The organism is Thermobaculum terrenum ATCC BAA-798, assembly GCF_000025005.1.
GTDB lineage: Bacteria > Chloroflexota > Chloroflexia > Thermobaculales > Thermobaculaceae > Thermobaculum > Thermobaculum terrenum.
Map to the genome: position 1 here is coordinate 1280186 of NC_013525.1, position 15332 is coordinate 1295517.

12 protein-coding genes and 1 riboswitch are annotated in these 15332 nt (G+C 45.4%); of the genes, 5 read left to right on the plus strand and 7 right to left on the minus strand.

All coding sequences use genetic code 11. The features are described from left to right. Positions 1 to 19: 19 nt before the first annotated feature. The 3 genes from TTER_RS15770 to TTER_RS06005 form a co-directional block, all read right to left on the minus strand. On the minus strand, positions 20 to 790 hold the full coding sequence (locus TTER_RS15770; protein ID WP_169302637.1) for an O-antigen ligase family protein: 771 nt from the start codon (positions 788 to 790) through the stop codon (positions 20 to 22). A gap of 584 nt (positions 791 to 1374) precedes the next feature. Beyond that, positions 1375 to 2898 carry a Wzz/FepE/Etk N-terminal domain-containing protein gene (locus tag TTER_RS06000; protein WP_012875123.1) on the minus strand — a complete coding sequence of 508 codons (1524 nt, stop codon included), beginning with the start codon at positions 2896 to 2898 and terminating at the stop codon, positions 1375 to 1377. A 22-nt stretch (positions 2899 to 2920) separates the two neighbouring features. Next, entirely contained in the window at positions 2921 to 3658 is a 738-nt protein-coding gene (locus tag TTER_RS06005) for a sugar transferase (RefSeq protein ID WP_012875124.1), read from the minus strand. Positions 3659 to 3847: 189 nt separating this feature from the next. On the opposite strand from TTER_RS06005, the gene TTER_RS06010 reads away from it, so the two are divergent. Next, on the plus strand, positions 3848 to 4816 hold the full coding sequence (locus TTER_RS06010) for a UDP-glucuronic acid decarboxylase family protein (RefSeq protein ID WP_012875125.1): 969 nt from the start codon (positions 3848 to 3850) through the stop codon (positions 4814 to 4816). Positions 4817 to 4840: 24 nt separating this feature from the next. Further along, on the plus strand, positions 4841 to 6013 hold the full coding sequence (locus TTER_RS06015) for an acyl-CoA dehydrogenase family protein (RefSeq protein ID WP_012875126.1): 1173 nt from the start codon (positions 4841 to 4843) through the stop codon (positions 6011 to 6013). Here TTER_RS06015 and TTER_RS06020 read toward each other — a convergent pair. The 3 genes from TTER_RS06020 to metK all read right to left on the minus strand — a co-directional run bounded on the left by TTER_RS06020 (position 6010) and on the right by metK (position 8656). Next, positions 6010 to 6948: an SIR2 family protein gene (locus tag TTER_RS06020; protein WP_169302638.1), complete on the minus strand. Its 939-nt coding sequence runs from the start codon at positions 6946 to 6948 to the stop codon at positions 6010 to 6012. The genes TTER_RS06015 and TTER_RS06020 overlap by 4 nt on opposite strands. A 109-nt stretch (positions 6949 to 7057) precedes the next feature. Continuing rightward, positions 7058 to 7384 (minus strand): hypothetical protein, encoded by a 327-nt coding sequence (locus TTER_RS06025; RefSeq protein ID WP_012875128.1) that lies wholly within the window; start codon positions 7382 to 7384, stop codon positions 7058 to 7060. 27 nt (positions 7385 to 7411) lie between these two features. After that, positions 7412 to 8656: a methionine adenosyltransferase gene (gene metK, locus TTER_RS06030; protein ID WP_012875129.1), complete on the minus strand. Its 1245-nt coding sequence runs from the start codon at positions 8654 to 8656 to the stop codon at positions 7412 to 7414. A gap of 141 nt (positions 8657 to 8797) precedes the next feature. Beyond that, a riboswitch (SAM riboswitch) is annotated at positions 8798 to 8899 on the plus strand. An 82-nt stretch (positions 8900 to 8981) separates the two neighbouring features. Between metK and TTER_RS06035 the strand changes: the two genes are divergently transcribed. Beyond that, positions 8982 to 10871, plus strand: coding sequence for a bifunctional homocysteine S-methyltransferase/methylenetetrahydrofolate reductase (locus tag TTER_RS06035; RefSeq protein ID WP_012875130.1), 1890 nt, complete (start codon positions 8982 to 8984; stop codon positions 10869 to 10871). 16 nt (positions 10872 to 10887) lie between these two features. Next, complete coding sequence (metE, locus tag TTER_RS06040; RefSeq protein WP_012875131.1) at positions 10888 to 13191, plus strand: 5-methyltetrahydropteroyltriglutamate--homocysteine S-methyltransferase; 2304 nt, start codon at positions 10888 to 10890, stop codon at positions 13189 to 13191. Between the two features lie 53 nt (positions 13192 to 13244). On the opposite strand, the gene TTER_RS06045 is transcribed toward metE, so the two are convergent. After that, positions 13245 to 14432: a citrate synthase/methylcitrate synthase gene (locus TTER_RS06045; protein WP_012875132.1), complete on the minus strand. Its 1188-nt coding sequence runs from the start codon at positions 14430 to 14432 to the stop codon at positions 13245 to 13247. A 102-nt stretch (positions 14433 to 14534) separates the two neighbouring features. On the opposite strand from TTER_RS06045, the gene TTER_RS06050 reads away from it, so the two are divergent. After that, positions 14535 to 15329 carry a nucleotidyltransferase family protein gene (locus TTER_RS06050; RefSeq protein ID WP_012875133.1) on the plus strand — a complete coding sequence of 265 codons (795 nt, stop codon included), beginning with the start codon at positions 14535 to 14537 and terminating at the stop codon, positions 15327 to 15329. Positions 15330 to 15332 lie beyond the last annotated feature (3 nt).

The window sequence follows — 15332 nt, forward strand, 5'->3', positions numbered from 1 at the left end:
CTTGAAAGCTTTTCACTTATTATCTTTCTACAGATGTTAGGCCGATGTATTGACCTAATCGATCATCCGCAAAATATCTTACGCGTTCAGGTCCTCGAATTATCAAACACGAGAAAACCGCGACTAGGAGAACGAAATTTATCTGTGCGGATCCTAGAGCAGCTGCTTCCGGTATTATCCAAAGAGTGTAAAAGATTACGTACATCAGAGGCCACCGATCTTCCATACTATTCCCGGTTAGTGCTAGCCTTACAGCTCTTATGAAGGTTATTGCCCACACCGTACCTAGTAAAATCAGTCCTATCAATCCTAAGTCAAGCAGCACTTCTAGCACACCATTATGAGCATGGGTAGGTGCCCAATATACAGACCTTTGCACTACCTCAAGAGTAGCACTACCCTTACTCCAGAAAGCTTCAAATCCATAGCCGTTCCAAAACCTGTCTTGAACAAAATTCATTAAATAAGCCCATAAAGTAGTGCGACCTGTAAGTGTTCCGGTTCTTCCTACCAATGCAGCAGCTTCAGAAGGATTAGCTAATACAGCTAAAATCAGCCCAGCAGCAGTTATGGAAGCAGAAATAAGCAAGGATTTGTAGAGTGCTCTATCCATGGACAAGAAATCCAATCCTAATCTAGTCAGAATAACGGCTAGCGCAACGACTAGTCCAGAAGAGGAATCAGACTTGACAAGCAAGAAAGCACACAAAAGTAAGCCAGCTAGATAAAGCAGATCTCTTGCATTATAACGACCGATTCTAATGGCAAATAACATAACTCCAAGCGACATGACTCTCCCCAGCCTGTTCTTGTGTAGATATATGCCCTGCCAATCACCAGCGAAAGAGCCAGTTCCAATGGCGATATCTGGAAAGAACCTTACGGCGACTATGCTAAGAACAGCAGCACAGATGACAACCACACACAAGATATTAATTTGCTGGCGGGGAGTGAAACGAGATCCCAGATAAATCCCAAACAGGGTAGTACCAGCCAGCCAGAGAGCAGCTGATTTTGTAGCTGAGGGTTGAATTGACCACTGGACGGACAAAAACGCTACGCCAACAAGGACTAACAGAGGTAGAGCTTTCCTCGTAACTCTCAATATCTGCTTGTAGTGTATTAGAGAAAAAAGAAGAACTAGCATGTAAGTGGCAAACAATAGATTATGACTAGGATCAGGCGCAGAACTACCACTACTAACGGTTTGGGCTAATCCGGACCATCCTCTTAGCCTGGGATCTGTGACAATTAATAAACCTACTACTGATACTACAGATTCAATCCAGAACAAAAACCGCAAGTATTTGTGATCTTGCTGGCGGTTAGCGAGCTCTGTGGCATCTTGTGGTATAACCATGCATCACCAACATCTCACAAAAGTGTTTCCCTTACCAGTACGATACCAGCCACGTAACATCCCATTATGTCTAAGTACCTTGCGGTTTCTTCCAACTTAGATAAAAGAGTCTTGTTGCGCTGTGTAACTATTACACAACAGTCTACCTTATTACCAGCAAGAAGATCAGAGTTAGTGTTGTTTATTGGATCAGCAATATAAAGTAACGCAAAGCTGGCAACATCCTTAGTGTCACTTATCAGGTTGTGTAAAGCCAGGTCGGAAAAATCCCGAGAGTTGGAAGCAGGAGGTACAAGCATAAGGTCAAGATTTTCAATAGAGGATACAACCGCAGGGGAGGAATCTCCTACTCGAAGATGCTTATCATTATCCTGATCGAAGACCTTAGTTAGAGCGGGTTTCTTTGTTGCGCACTCTACTAATAGCACACGGCTGGCAGTATAGGACATAGCCTTAGCGATTGCTGCTGCGACTTTGACTTGTTGGTCTGTGTCTTCAGTAGTGGATACAGTACCTACACGATCCTCAGAGCCTAGTAAATCACGCCTGATCTTGGCAGCGATCAATCTAACACTCGGTGTCCTGGATAGACTTTCTACATCCAGCCTTCGGAACCTACTCAGTTTAACATCCCCCAAAACTTGAACTCCAAGGTATTGCTCAACTTGAGACTTAGAGAATACTCTACGCCTGGCCCTTTCCTTGACTACAGACAGGACACTACCCAATCCCAGGCCAATAAGGAGCCCGGCGAGGGTGTTTAGAATCTTGGAGCTCCTTGAAGGAGAACCGGAGAGATGAGCAGGTATGATGGTAGTGATACCCAGATCTGGAGACAGAATTTGAACCTGTAAATCACGCCTCTGCTGGAGCAATCCCTGATAAGTATTGTTGGCTTGAGCTAGCGCAAGTTGCGCCTGTCTAACTTCTTGCCTACCAGCTGGTGTGGAACTATCAGCCGACCTAAGAGCCTCCCTATATACAGCTCTGGCATCATCTACCTGTGCAGAGGCCTGTGCTATCTCACGATTAAGCTGTTGCAGGTCAGACTGTATATCAGCCCGTAGTCTTTGGCTGTACCACGAGTAAAAACCCTGTATAAGCGCATTCAAAGCTTTGACACTAGTCTGTGGATCGTTAAAAGTTGCATTTATTTCTAATAGCTGAGTATTTATAGGATTCTTAGCATCAAAATGATCCTTGAGCGCCGATATCCTCCCTTTCCATCCTATCTCTTTGGCGACGTTAGAAAGCACAGGTTGGGATGTAATGATCTCCTGATATGTGCCAATCATTGAGTTGGCGACTTGAAGGTAACGAGGATCTATCTGTCCCGGGGTCGAACTGGGGTTAACCATCAGGACTGCACTTGCCGAATAAGAGGGATACTGATAAGTAGCCCAAGTATAGCCTGCAGCAGAAAGAAGCGCAGCTATAACAAGCAGTATCCACCAGTTCCTAATTAGCATCCACAAATACTCTCCCAGGCCAATCGCAGGTTCCTGTCTGGGAGATACCCATCTTGGAGATTCACTCATAGCTTCACCCTTAGACTAAACTCTAAAAAGCGCCCTTACCTGAAAACACCACCAAAATAGTCCTTAGCAATATCTCAACGTCTAACTTTAGACTCTGATGAAGTACATAATAAATATCAAGGTCAGTATTCTCATGCATGGGCAGCTCACTTCTACCCATAACTTGCCACCAACCAGTTATTCCAGGTTTTACTAAATGCCTAGAGTGTTGCCAATCTTGATAACGCTCAACTATCTCTGGTAGTTCCGGCCTAGGGCCAACCAAGCTCATATCGCCCTTTAAGACATTGAGCAATTGAGGGATTTCATCCAAGCTGGTTTTTCTTAGTATGCGCCCAACTTTGGTAACCCTTGGATCGTCCCTCATCTTGTGAGGCATAGAATCAGGGTCATATCCAACATCGGACCACTTTTCAGGTTGGAGCATTGTCCGGAACTTGTATATCTTGATTACTGATCCTCCTCTTCCTACCCTATCTTGTGACAGTATGATTGGCCTTCCACTGTCAAGATAAATTGCAAGTCCTATCAATAACAAGAGTGGACTAAGCAATATTAGAAACACTAATGCAACACTTCGATCTAATAACGGTTTGAATAAAGTGGTGTAAATAACCCTAGTGGTATACCTATTGCTAATACCATAATGCCTAATGAAGCCGAACAGGCCTCTCGGCCCTTCAAGATTCGCAATCTCTATCACTATAGGAGGTAAAGTATATTCTTCTCTAACCAACTTGTCAGATGTTCTTTCAAGCATCGAACCTCTTACCTAGGCATGAGCGTAGGTTAATTATTGGACCTAATTAGTAATTATCAAAAGTTAATAATTTCAAAGTTTATTGTTTATCATAATACAGAATTTAGTAATGCGATCGGTAATAGGGTATCATATCTCGAACGTTGATCGGGCTTTATAAGTTTTGGAAGGCAGATCCGGGAGCAGTCTATGCGCATTCTAGTTGCTGGCGGAGCTGGCTTTGTTGGCTCTAATCTATGTGAGAGGCTAGTTGATCAAGGACACGAGGTACTGTGCATAGATAACCTTAGCACAGGTCGGATACGGAACCTAGCTAACTTACTAACACACTCCAGGTTTTGTTTTATAGAACACGATGTTATAAAAGGTGTTCCAGACACGAAGTATCCAGTTGACCGCATATACCACCTAGCTAGTCCTGCCAGTCCTCCAGGATATCAATCTCGCCAGATAGAGACGCTTAGAGTGAATAGTGAGGGCACTCTTCACCTTCTCGAGCTTGCCGAAAAACACGGCGCCCGTTTACTTTACGCTTCAACTTCGGAGGTTTATGGGGACCCGCTAGAGCACCCCCAGAGTGAGGAATATAGAGGGAACGTAAGCAGCACAGGCCCAAGATCCATGTACGACGAAGGCAAGAGGTATGGAGAAGCCCTGTGCATGGCCTTTTACAGGGTAAGGCAGGTGGATGTGCGCATAGTGAGAATATTCAATACCTATGGCCCCAAATCAGATCCCTACGATGGGAGAATAGTTCCTAGCTTTATCACCCAAGCTCTATTGAACAGGCCTATCACAGTCTATGGCGACGGAAGGCAAACTAGAGCCTTGTGCTATATTGATGACACAATCGAAGGCATGATACGCATGATGGAGTCTGAAAAAACATCTGGAGAAGTGGTTAACCTGGGAAATCCAGATGAACATTCAGTGCTGGATTATGCAAGGCTGATAATAGAGCTAACTGGGAGCTCTTCAGAGATACACTTCCAGGGACCTGTAGTGGGAGACGACCCTCACAGAAGGTGTCCTGATATATCTAAAGCCAAGCGTTTGTTAGATTGGGCACCATGCATTCCGTTATCGGAAGGACTCCCACGTACCATAGAATACTTTCGTACCGAGCTTGCAGAGCTTGGAGTCCTAGCCGCTACTTAGCTGATAGAAGGTTGGAGATTAGGCATGATAAATCAGCAAACTGAAACACTATCTTCTGTTGATAAGCTTCTAAACGTAGCGAGTCAGATCCGTACACAAATTGCATCTAAGGCAGCTACACATGATGAAGAAGCCTCTTTCCCATTCAAGAACTTTCAAGTTATCAGGGATAAGGGTTTTCATAAACTCACAGTGCCTCAAGAATACGGCGGCCTAGGGTTTGACATAGAGCAGCTTGTGGCTATTCAACAAGAGATAGCTAAGGGAGATGCCAGTACCGCTCTGGTACTCGGTATGCACTTGTCCCTAATTGGTAGGCAGGCTGAGAGCAGAGATTGGGAAGAAAGTTTTTTTGAATTCATCTGCAGGGAAATAGTTGAAAAAGGAGCAATAATCAACTCGGCGGCGACCGAACCACAGATGGGTTCTCCAAGCCGCGGAGGTTTACCTCAAACAAGGGCAGAGAAGAAGAACGATGGATGGGTTCTCAGTGGCAGGAAGAGTTTTGTTACTGGAGCGCCTATCCTAGATTACTTTATAGTGCTAGCAGCCATAGATGATCGAAGAGCTAGTTTCTTGGTCCCTAGAGATTCCGATGGATTGTCTATAGAGGAGACTTGGAATACATTAGGTATGAGAGCGTCGGGTTCACACGATCTCTTATTGGAAGAGGTGTTTGTCCCAGATGAATTTCTGATAATTCCTAAAGAAAGCCAAGCCCCTGCAAATAGTGGAAGAGTGTGGTCCGCACTGACCCTTTCCGCTATATACCTAGGCATAGCTAAAGCAGCTCAAGAGTTTATAGTCGACTTTTGTAAAAACAGGATCCCAAGTGCTTTGGGCAAGCCCATAGCAGAATTGGAACACGTGCAACATGCCTTAGGAGAGATTGCAGCAGATATTCGCATTGCTGAGATAACGCTAGAAACGACAGCAAAACGCTGGACTCAGAATATCCCGATCAGAGACAAAATATCAGGGGATGTAGCCTTGACCAAATACACCTGTACCAACTGTGCCGTAAAGGTAACGGATAAGGCTATGAGAATTGCTGGTGGTAGTGCATTATCTAAGAAGCTGCCTCTAGAGAGGTATTTTAGGGATGCCAGAGCTGGCCTATATAACCCCCCAGCAGATCATGAAACCCTTAGAATGCTTGGCATGGAATCGTTAGGTCTAGCAATAAGGCTTACCTAGCTACCTCGTTCCCTGCGAACCTCCAAATACTCAGCAAAACTCATAGGGTACTCGGAGATAAGATGAGGTCCGAGCAGATCTTTGTACCTATCGATAGTCTCAGGGCGAGAATCAACTACCTCTATACCACCTTTGCTAATACGCTTATTAAGACACATAGCATGGCGTAAAAGATAGATTATCTCCAGGTCTGCATCAGGCATAGAATACCCAATAATTGCTATTCCATCGGCCATACGGATAGCGTTATGAGCTAGTTTCCATACATTCTGCAGACTACGAATCATATTTATCTGTACCAAGCTTGGCGGGATCATGACCGCATGTAGATCACTACCATCTCTGGGGCAAGTTCTAGCATTTGGTGAATGGATAGGTTTATCATCTTGAAGGCTCCTATCTAGTACGTAGATCTCATCGCACTCCGGACAATACCTCCAATTAAAGGACCCGTGAAGCTTTATTACCGAATAACCACTGGGTGGAATATTGCCCTCCAATCCATACCAGAAATCCTTGCCAGCTTCTTTTATCGCTCTCTCCAGCAGCAGATCGTAGTTAGTGGTTATAAAAATAGCATCTTCCTCCACAATATCTACAAACCTCGTAAATGGATTGTCATATCTCGTGGAGAAATCGTAAGTGGGTTTACCTTCTTGATCGTAGATAACTCGACATCCTGCAACCACGTGCTGAATTAGGTTGATTAGCGCTTCAGATATATCAAAGTCTTTCGGAACTAACTTAGACTTTCTGCTGATAGCTATATCTGCCAGCCCCCAAATTATGTCTAAAGGAGGCAAGTGAGAAGTATCGAGCTTACCACCATGAAAGACTCTTCCGATCCAATCATATACGCTTGATATTAATTCTAGATCTTGGTCAGAAAGTGCACTTAAGTAGCTTGAGCTCTCGACAATCTGTCGAGAGCTCAAGCCTTCTAATATTTGCAAGCCAGCAGCTAAGATTTGATTTGATAAGGGCACTCCTGCTTCATGCGATGCGCCTGCTCCCAAAAAATAAACCTTAGCCAATTTGATAATCCTAGATCCTAGGTGGTTTTCCTTGAGCCCAGGGTCCAGTCTGAGGCCCAAACATATTCTCTCGTAGTTCAGCCTTTAGAACTTCTATCTTTCGAAGTACGTACTCGTTAGCCTCAGCAGCAGGCATATTCGAAACCAACACATCGGCAGCTATACCCGAGAGTTTCATAAGGAAATCCGTGTTCTTCTTTTGATCATAAGAAAGATGAGTTATATCTGCTGCTGCCAATAGCAGACGAGCCACGTCCGGATACCTCTCAGCTAGAAGCCGTCCAACTTCCTCTTCTTCTGGAGTCAATGGCTCATCTTCAGATATGAATCTTCTCATAGCGCAAAACCGTACTACCTACAAAAACTAATTACGTACACCTTGTTCAACCAATTCTATACCAGCAGCCCTTCTCAAGGCATCAGCCTTATCAGTTTGCTCCCATGGTGCATCTATATCTGATCTTCCGAAATGCCCATAAGTAGCCGTTGGCTTATAAATAGGCCTCTGGAGTCTAAGATTATCCAATATAGCCTTGGGCCTGAGATCGAAATGCTCCCTGATAAGCTGCTCTATCTTGGCATCTGTAATGCCAGGGGCACAAGTACCAAAGGTCTCAACCATGATAGATATTGGGTGAGCCACTCCAATAGCGTAGCTAACCTGAAGTTCGCACCTACGCGCAAGTCCAGCAGCTACTATATTCTTAGCTATATATCTAGCCATATAGGATGCAGACCTATCTACCTTGGTGGGATCTTTGCCAGAGAAAGCACCACCTCCGTGTCTCGCCATACCACCATAGGTATCAACTATTATCTTTCTCCCCGTAAGCCCAGCATCTGCTTTCGGGCCACCAGATACGAACCTTCCTGTAGGATTCACATACAACTTGAGGTCCTTATCTATTAGCTCAGAAGGAATTACCGCTTCAACTACGTGCTCCCTCACATCCTTGCGTATCTGCTCGAGGGTAACGTCAGGATCATGCTGAATAGAAACAACAACTGTATCAACCCTCACTGGCCTGCCCTTACTATACTCTACTGTTACCTGAGATTTACCATCCGGCCTGAAATAGGGCACTATGCCCGACTTGCGAACATAGTCCAAGCGCTTTGTAAGAGCGTGTGCCAGATATATAGGCATGGGCATGAGCTCAGGAGTCTCGTCACAAGCAAAGCCTATCATCATGCCCTGATCACCGGCGCCTAACTGGTCATAAGGGTCAACGTCATGAGATGTCTTCACCTCGAGCGAGGAATCTACTCCAATAGCAATATCAGAGCTCTGCTCTTTGATGGAAGTCACAACTCCACAAGTCTCGTAGTCAAAGCCGTACTCGGAGGATGTGTAGCCTATCTCCTTCACGGTATCTCTAACTATAGAGGGTATATCCACATAACCCTCACGCAGAGTGATCTCACCAAAAACCATCACCAAACCAGTCGTCACGGCTGCTTCGCAGGCTACCCGTGCATTAGGATCAATTGCAAGGAAAGCATCCAGTACAGCATCAGAAATCTGGTCACAGATTTTATCTGGATGCCCTTGTGTCACGGATTCGCTAGTAAATAATAGTCTTTCGGCCTCCATGAAGTTGTCAGCCACTAAGGTACCTCCTATTCTTGGTAGAACCCATCAGGGAAGTTTAATTCTTACTTATTAGCTTATAATATCACACGGGTAATATGACTTGACATGTAAGGGGTCCAACACATATTCTTATTCCAATAAAAGAATATATAAGCAACCTTATCAAGAGAGGTGGAGGGAGACGGCCCTGTGAAGCCCGGCAACCAGCGCCCAGGAGCGCCAGGTGCCAATTCCGGCGACCAAGTCGCAAGATAAGGGACAACCATTACAGGCCCCTTGTCATTGCGCAAGGGGCCTGTTGCTGTCTCCTGATAACATAGAGAGGGTAAGATAAAGAATCATGAAAGATCCTTTTGTAGAGCGACTAGAAAAAGGTCCAATACTTTCGGATGGAGCTATCGGTACGCAGCTCTACGAGAGGGGTGTACCTTACGGTAAATCCTTTGATGAACTCAATATAGTGGATCCAAGCCTTGTTAGTGGTGTACATATAGATTATCTAAGGGCTGGAGCAGAGATCATAACCACTAACACCTTTGGAGCTAATAGAATCAGGCTAAAGGAATTCGGGCTAGAGAAAAAAGTCAGGGATATAAACCTAAGAGGAGTAAAGATAGCTAGAGAGGCCCGTGAGATAGTCGGAGTACCAGCATTCATTGCGGGTTCGGTGGGCCCAATAGGCAGGCCCGCAACCGAATACAATTCTCTGACAGACAGGGTAATTGGCGATACTTTCCGTGAGCAGATAGAGGCACTCCTTGAAGGGGGTGCTGATGTCATAATGTTCGAGACCTTCTCAGAGCTTGAAGAGCTATTGATTGCAATAGAAGTTGCAAAGGAAGTATGTGAGCTACCAATCATAGCTCAGATGTCTTTTGGTGAAGACGAACTCACTCACGGCGGTGATACCCCCGAGGATTTCGTCAGGGCGTTGAAAGATTCAGATGTAGATGTAATTGGTGTCAACTGCTCAGTCGGGCCACAAGGCACGCTAGACGTTGTAATGAGATTAATCGCTGCAGGAGCACATAGAGTATCAGCTCAGCCTAATGCTGGGTTACCATCTCGTAGAGGTCAACACTTCGTATACATAAGTACTCCAGAATATTTTGCGGAATATGCAAAGAAATTTGTTTCAGCTGGTGCGGTAATCGTAGGTGGTTGCTGTGGTACTACGCCTGCGCATATATCTGCCATGGCTGCAGCAATCAAGGATGGTAATCGTGCTACTACAGTCACCGTTAACATTGAACAGAAGTCCCCGCATATAACTGCAATACCCTCTGGAGAGCCGGAACCTACCAAGCTTGCACAGGCAATCAAGAGGGGTGAGTTCATAGTTAGCGTTGAGGTAGATCCTCCAAAGGGGTTAAGTGCTCGCAAAACTCTTGAAGGGGCGAAAATGTTGGCCGAGAAGGGGGTCAAGTGGATCAATATTGGCGACAGCCCGATGGCGAGGGTCAGAATGAGTTGTATAGCACTAGCCAAGCTTATTCAAGAAACCACTCCCATCGAGGCGATAATACATTTCACTACCCGAGACAGGAACGTCATGGCCATACAGAGCGATCTCATAGGCGCTCATGCTATGGGCATAAGGAATGTCATAGCCCTTACAGGTGACCCCCCTAGTCTCGGCGACTATCCAGATGCAACAGGTGTTTGGGACATAGATTCTGTTGGATTAATTAAAGCTCTTTCTAGAATGAACGAAGGATTTGATCTGGCAGGCAAGCAGATAGGAGCTAAAGCTGGCTTCTGTATAGCAGCTGCAGTTGATCCGACAGCCAAGGACATCGAGTTCCAAATCGATAGGATGTGGCAAAAGATAGAGGCTGGTGCTCACCTCATTATGAGCCAACCTCTATATGATGTAGAGGATCTTCAAAAGTTCCTTGATAGAGTGGGTAATATCCCGGTTCCTTTCATACTTGGTGTGCTACCATTGCAAAGCTATAAGCACGCGGAGTTTATGCATAACGAGGTACCGGGAATATATGTACCTGAGCATATACTTGATGCTATGAGGCGTGCCGGCTCCAATGGGCTACAGGAGGGAGTACGTCTCGCACAGGAGTTGGTTCATCAGGCACAGCATCTCGTACAAGGCATTTACCTCATGCCATCTTTTGGTAGATACGATGTATGTGCACAGGTCTTTGAAGCGCTGGATATAGACAAGCGTCCAACTGCTAGCAATAGTTCTGAAGCTCAAGCAGCAAATAAGTGAAATAGAGGAGTAAAGCATGGCTCTAGCTACGATACACGGTTATCCAAGGATTGGTAAGAACAGAGAGTTAAAGAAGGCACTGGAATCTTATTGGGCTGGCAAGATATCCAAAGAAGATCTGTTGAAAACAGCCAAGGAGATTCAAGTAAATAACTGGCAGACTCAGAAGTCTGTAGGTATAGACCTGATACCTTCCGGAGATTTCTCCCTCTACGACCATGTACTCGATACTACAGCTCTGCTTGGGACTATTCCTCCCAGATTTAGACATGATACCCAAAGCGTCGATTTAGATACCTACTTTGCTATGGCTAGGGGTAGATCTGGGGACAAAGCTGCAAATGCTATGGATATGACCAAGTGGTTCGACACTAATTACCATTACATAGTCCCTGAACTTTATCCCGATCAGGAATTCAAATTATCATCCAGTAAGTTTTATGACGACTTCCAGCTTGCCAAGGATATAGGTATCAGCACAAAACCTGTGTTAGTTGGCCCAGCAACATATCTGCTACTGAGCAGGTCTGAAGGAGGACATTTTAATCCCTTACTCACTCTTTCTGACAAGATAACGCCTATCTACATAGAAGTTATCAACCAGCTGGCAAATCTTGGAGCAGAGTGGATTCAACTCGATGAGCCTGTACTCGTAGAGGACCGTACCCAGGAAGAGCTAGATGCGATACGCAGGATATATGACCGAATAGCTTCGAATACAAGCATCCAAATAATACTTTCTACATACTTCGGTCATTTAGGTGATTCCTATCAGCAAGTAGTAAATCTACCAGTTAGCGCAATCGGGCTGGATTTGGTCAGGGGTCATCAGAATCTTGAATATATTCGCAAGTTGGGATTTCCCCAGGATAAGTATCTCGTTGCTGGGGTGGTGGATGGCAGAAATGTTTGGACTACGGACCTGCATGCAAAATTAGAGCAGCTTGAATTCCTCGCTACCGAGGTTGGAAGTGACAAGCTTATGGTGTCTTCCAGCTGCTCGCTCCTACATGTACCTATCGACGTCAATTTGGAGACTCACATCGACGATGAACTCAAATCCTGGCTTGCTTTTGCTGAGCAGAAGCTCGAAGAGATAGTGCTTCTACGAGATGGAATCAACCTTGGTAGAGATGCTATAAAGGACAAGCTAGAGGCAAATGCTGAGGTCATCCAAAAGAGGAATGCATCCATAAGAAGATTCAATCCAGAGGTGAGAGAGAAGATCACATCTATAAAGGAATCTGATTACACTCGATATCCTGATTATAAATCCAGGATAGAAACGCAGAGAAACACTTTACCGCTACCATTACTACCCACTACGACCATAGGCTCGTTCCCTCAAATTCCTGAACTAAGACAGATAAGGAGAAAATTCGAGAACGGTGATATCTCTCAACAGGAGTATGAGGGATATCTCGAGAACAAGATCAGGGAGCTCATAGAGCTGCAGGAAGATCTGGGCCTAGATGTATTCGTACATGGAGAGTACGAGAGAAACGATATGGTCCAGTACTTCGGAGAGCAGCTTGATGGTTTTGCTTTTACACGTCACGGATGGGTACAGAGCTACGGGTCAAGGTACGTTAGGCCTCCTATTATCTATGGGGATGTCAACAGGCCAGCACCCATGACGGTAAGATGGATAACATTCGCCCAATCTCTGACGGAAAAGCCTGTCAAAGGTATGCTTACCGGACCTGTCACAATTCTCAACTGGTCCTTCGTACGCGATGATCAGCCAAGATCCGAAACCTGCCTGCAGATAGCTAGAGCTATCAGAGAGGAAGTACTGGATCTGGAATCAGCAGGTATCAAGATCATTCAGATAGACGAACCAGCGATTAGAGAGGGGCTACCACTCAGGAAGTCGGAATGGAAAGAATATCTAGATTGGGCAGTCAAATGCTTTAGATATTCATCTTCCGGGGTGAGGCCGGAGACTCAGATTCACACTCATATGTGTTACAGCGAATTCGGAGACATAATAGAAGCCATATCCGATATGGACGCTGACGTGCTCTACATAGAGAACGCCCGCTCAGATCTGGAAATGCTGGAGGTGTTCAGGCAGCACGGTTACGATAAAGGTGTTGGGCCAGGGGTATATGACGTGCACTCCCCCAGAGTGCCAACAGTTGAAGAGATGGCAGACAACATCAGGGCAACCCTTACTGTCCTTAGACCCGAGCAGGTCTGGGTCAACCCAGACTGTGGTTTGAAGACTAGGAGGCCGGAAGAAGCAACACCTTCATTAAGAAATATGGTGCAAGCAGCCAACCAAGTAAGAGAAGAAATGCTGAGCCGCATCTCCTAGGGAGATGCGGCTCCCAATATCACATTATCTTTGGCTGTAGCGTATTCCTGATGTTACCGCATCTCTAGAGGCACGTACTTCAAATCCCTGGGACCAATATACTCAGATTCTGGCCTTATCAGACGCCCAGAGGATTTCTGCTCGAGGATATGAGCAGTCCAACCAGCGGTTCTACCTATCGCAAAGGTAGGAGTAAACAAGTCCTTGGTTAGGCCAAGCTCTCTTAGTAGGAGGGCAGTGTAAAACTCCACATTGGTGTTCAGGTTCCGACCCGGCTTATATTCAGCCAAGATGCGTACCCCTACTCTCTCAACTTCTCTGGCTAGAGCCAGTGCCTCCTTTTCTCCAGTTTCATCAGCTAGAGCCTCTGCAGCTCTATAGAGCACTTCAGCTCTTGGATCCCTGACTTTATAGATTCTATGCCCAAACCCCATGAGGCGCTTGCCTTGAGAGATAGCTTCTCTCATCCAAGACTCAGCCCTATCCGGGGTGCCTATGGCCTCTATCATCTCTAGTGCTCCCTCCGGAGCACCACCATGTAATGGACCCTTCAAAGCACCTATCGCTCCAGTTATAGCAGAAACCATATCTGACTGTGTGGAAGCTATCACCCTGGCAGTAAATGTAGAAGCGTTCATGCCATGATCTGCCACTGTAACCAGGTAGGTATTTAATGCTCTGACCTCAGCCGGATCAGGCTCGCTACCCTTGAGTTGATAAAGAAAGTTGGCGGCTATTCCCCAGTCATCCTTCGGCTCAGGGACTGACAAGCCGCTCCTTAACCGGTGATAGGTCGCCACTATTACTGGCACTCTTGCCGTGAGCGTTATAGCTCTATGGAGGTTATTTTCACGTGAGTCATCTTCTATGTTCGGATCATCAGCTGTAAGAGATGCAACTGCGAAGCGAAGAGCATCCATAGGATGCATACGTTTAGCAGCAAAGTTCAATGCTGCGATAGTTTCCTCTGGAAGTCTTCTGGCTACTGCAAGGTTTGAGTGTAATTCCTCCAGTTCAGGCTTCTTAGGAAGTCTGCCATGCCAAAGCAGGAAGGCTACTTCCTCAAAAATTGCCTTAGTCGCTATCTCCTCTACATCATACCCCCTGATACATAGCTTTCCATGTAATCCATCCACATCGCTAAGCTCGGTCTGCGCCACTACGATGCCTTCCAAGCCACTAGCAACAGCATGATGGCTACGGTCAGAGGCATCGCTATTAGTAGCACCGCTATTTGACATCAAGAACCTCCCGCATCTTTGTCTTTGATAGATATTCCGGCACGATTTATGCTCTTCAAGATGATACTATATTTTCCTTGGTTATATAGGCAGCATTTACCTATGAGCACACCCAAAACTCACACTATAAGCAAACAAGAATTACAATCTACCTCTCACCAAAAAGCTATTTCATTTAGTGAGCGTGAGCAAGAAGTATACCGTAAAGCGGTAAGTGCCCTAACCAGGTCCAGCTTACCTTTTGCTCTTGGAGGGGCAATAGCGCTAAACGCTTACACTGGCCTCTGGAGAGGAACAAAGGATATAGATATTTTTATATCTCACAGAGATGTAGAGCAAGCTACTAAGGCTCTTGAAGAGGCAGGATTTACCATCAAAGTAGAATTTACGCATTGGCTAATAAAAGCCTATATAGATGATTTATTCATAGATCTGATATTTGGCAACGACAACGGGGAGCTAGTAATCGAAAGGGAGCACATAAAGGGAGGCTCCTGTATTGATTTTCTAGGGTACAAGGTTAGCATACTTTCACCTGAGGAGATTATCGCTTCCAAGTGTTTCGTGGCAGTAAGACACAGATTCGATGGGCATGATATTGCTCATATAATACTTGCTCTTCAGGGAAATATTGACTGGAACAAGGTTATAGACAGGCTTGGAAGGCATAGAGCACTGCTATTATGGCATCTAATCTTATTCTCTTACGTATATCCAGGCTACCGACATCTAATTCCAAAGGATATTATGTGGAGTCTGATTCAGGAGCTATTCGAGACTCAAGATGAAAGTAAAGCATGTAACGGTGTATTTATAGACCCTTTCTCTTACAACGTGGACGTAGAAAGTTGGGGCCTTATCGACTGCAGAAAAATAAAAATAGCAAGGAATATATAGTCC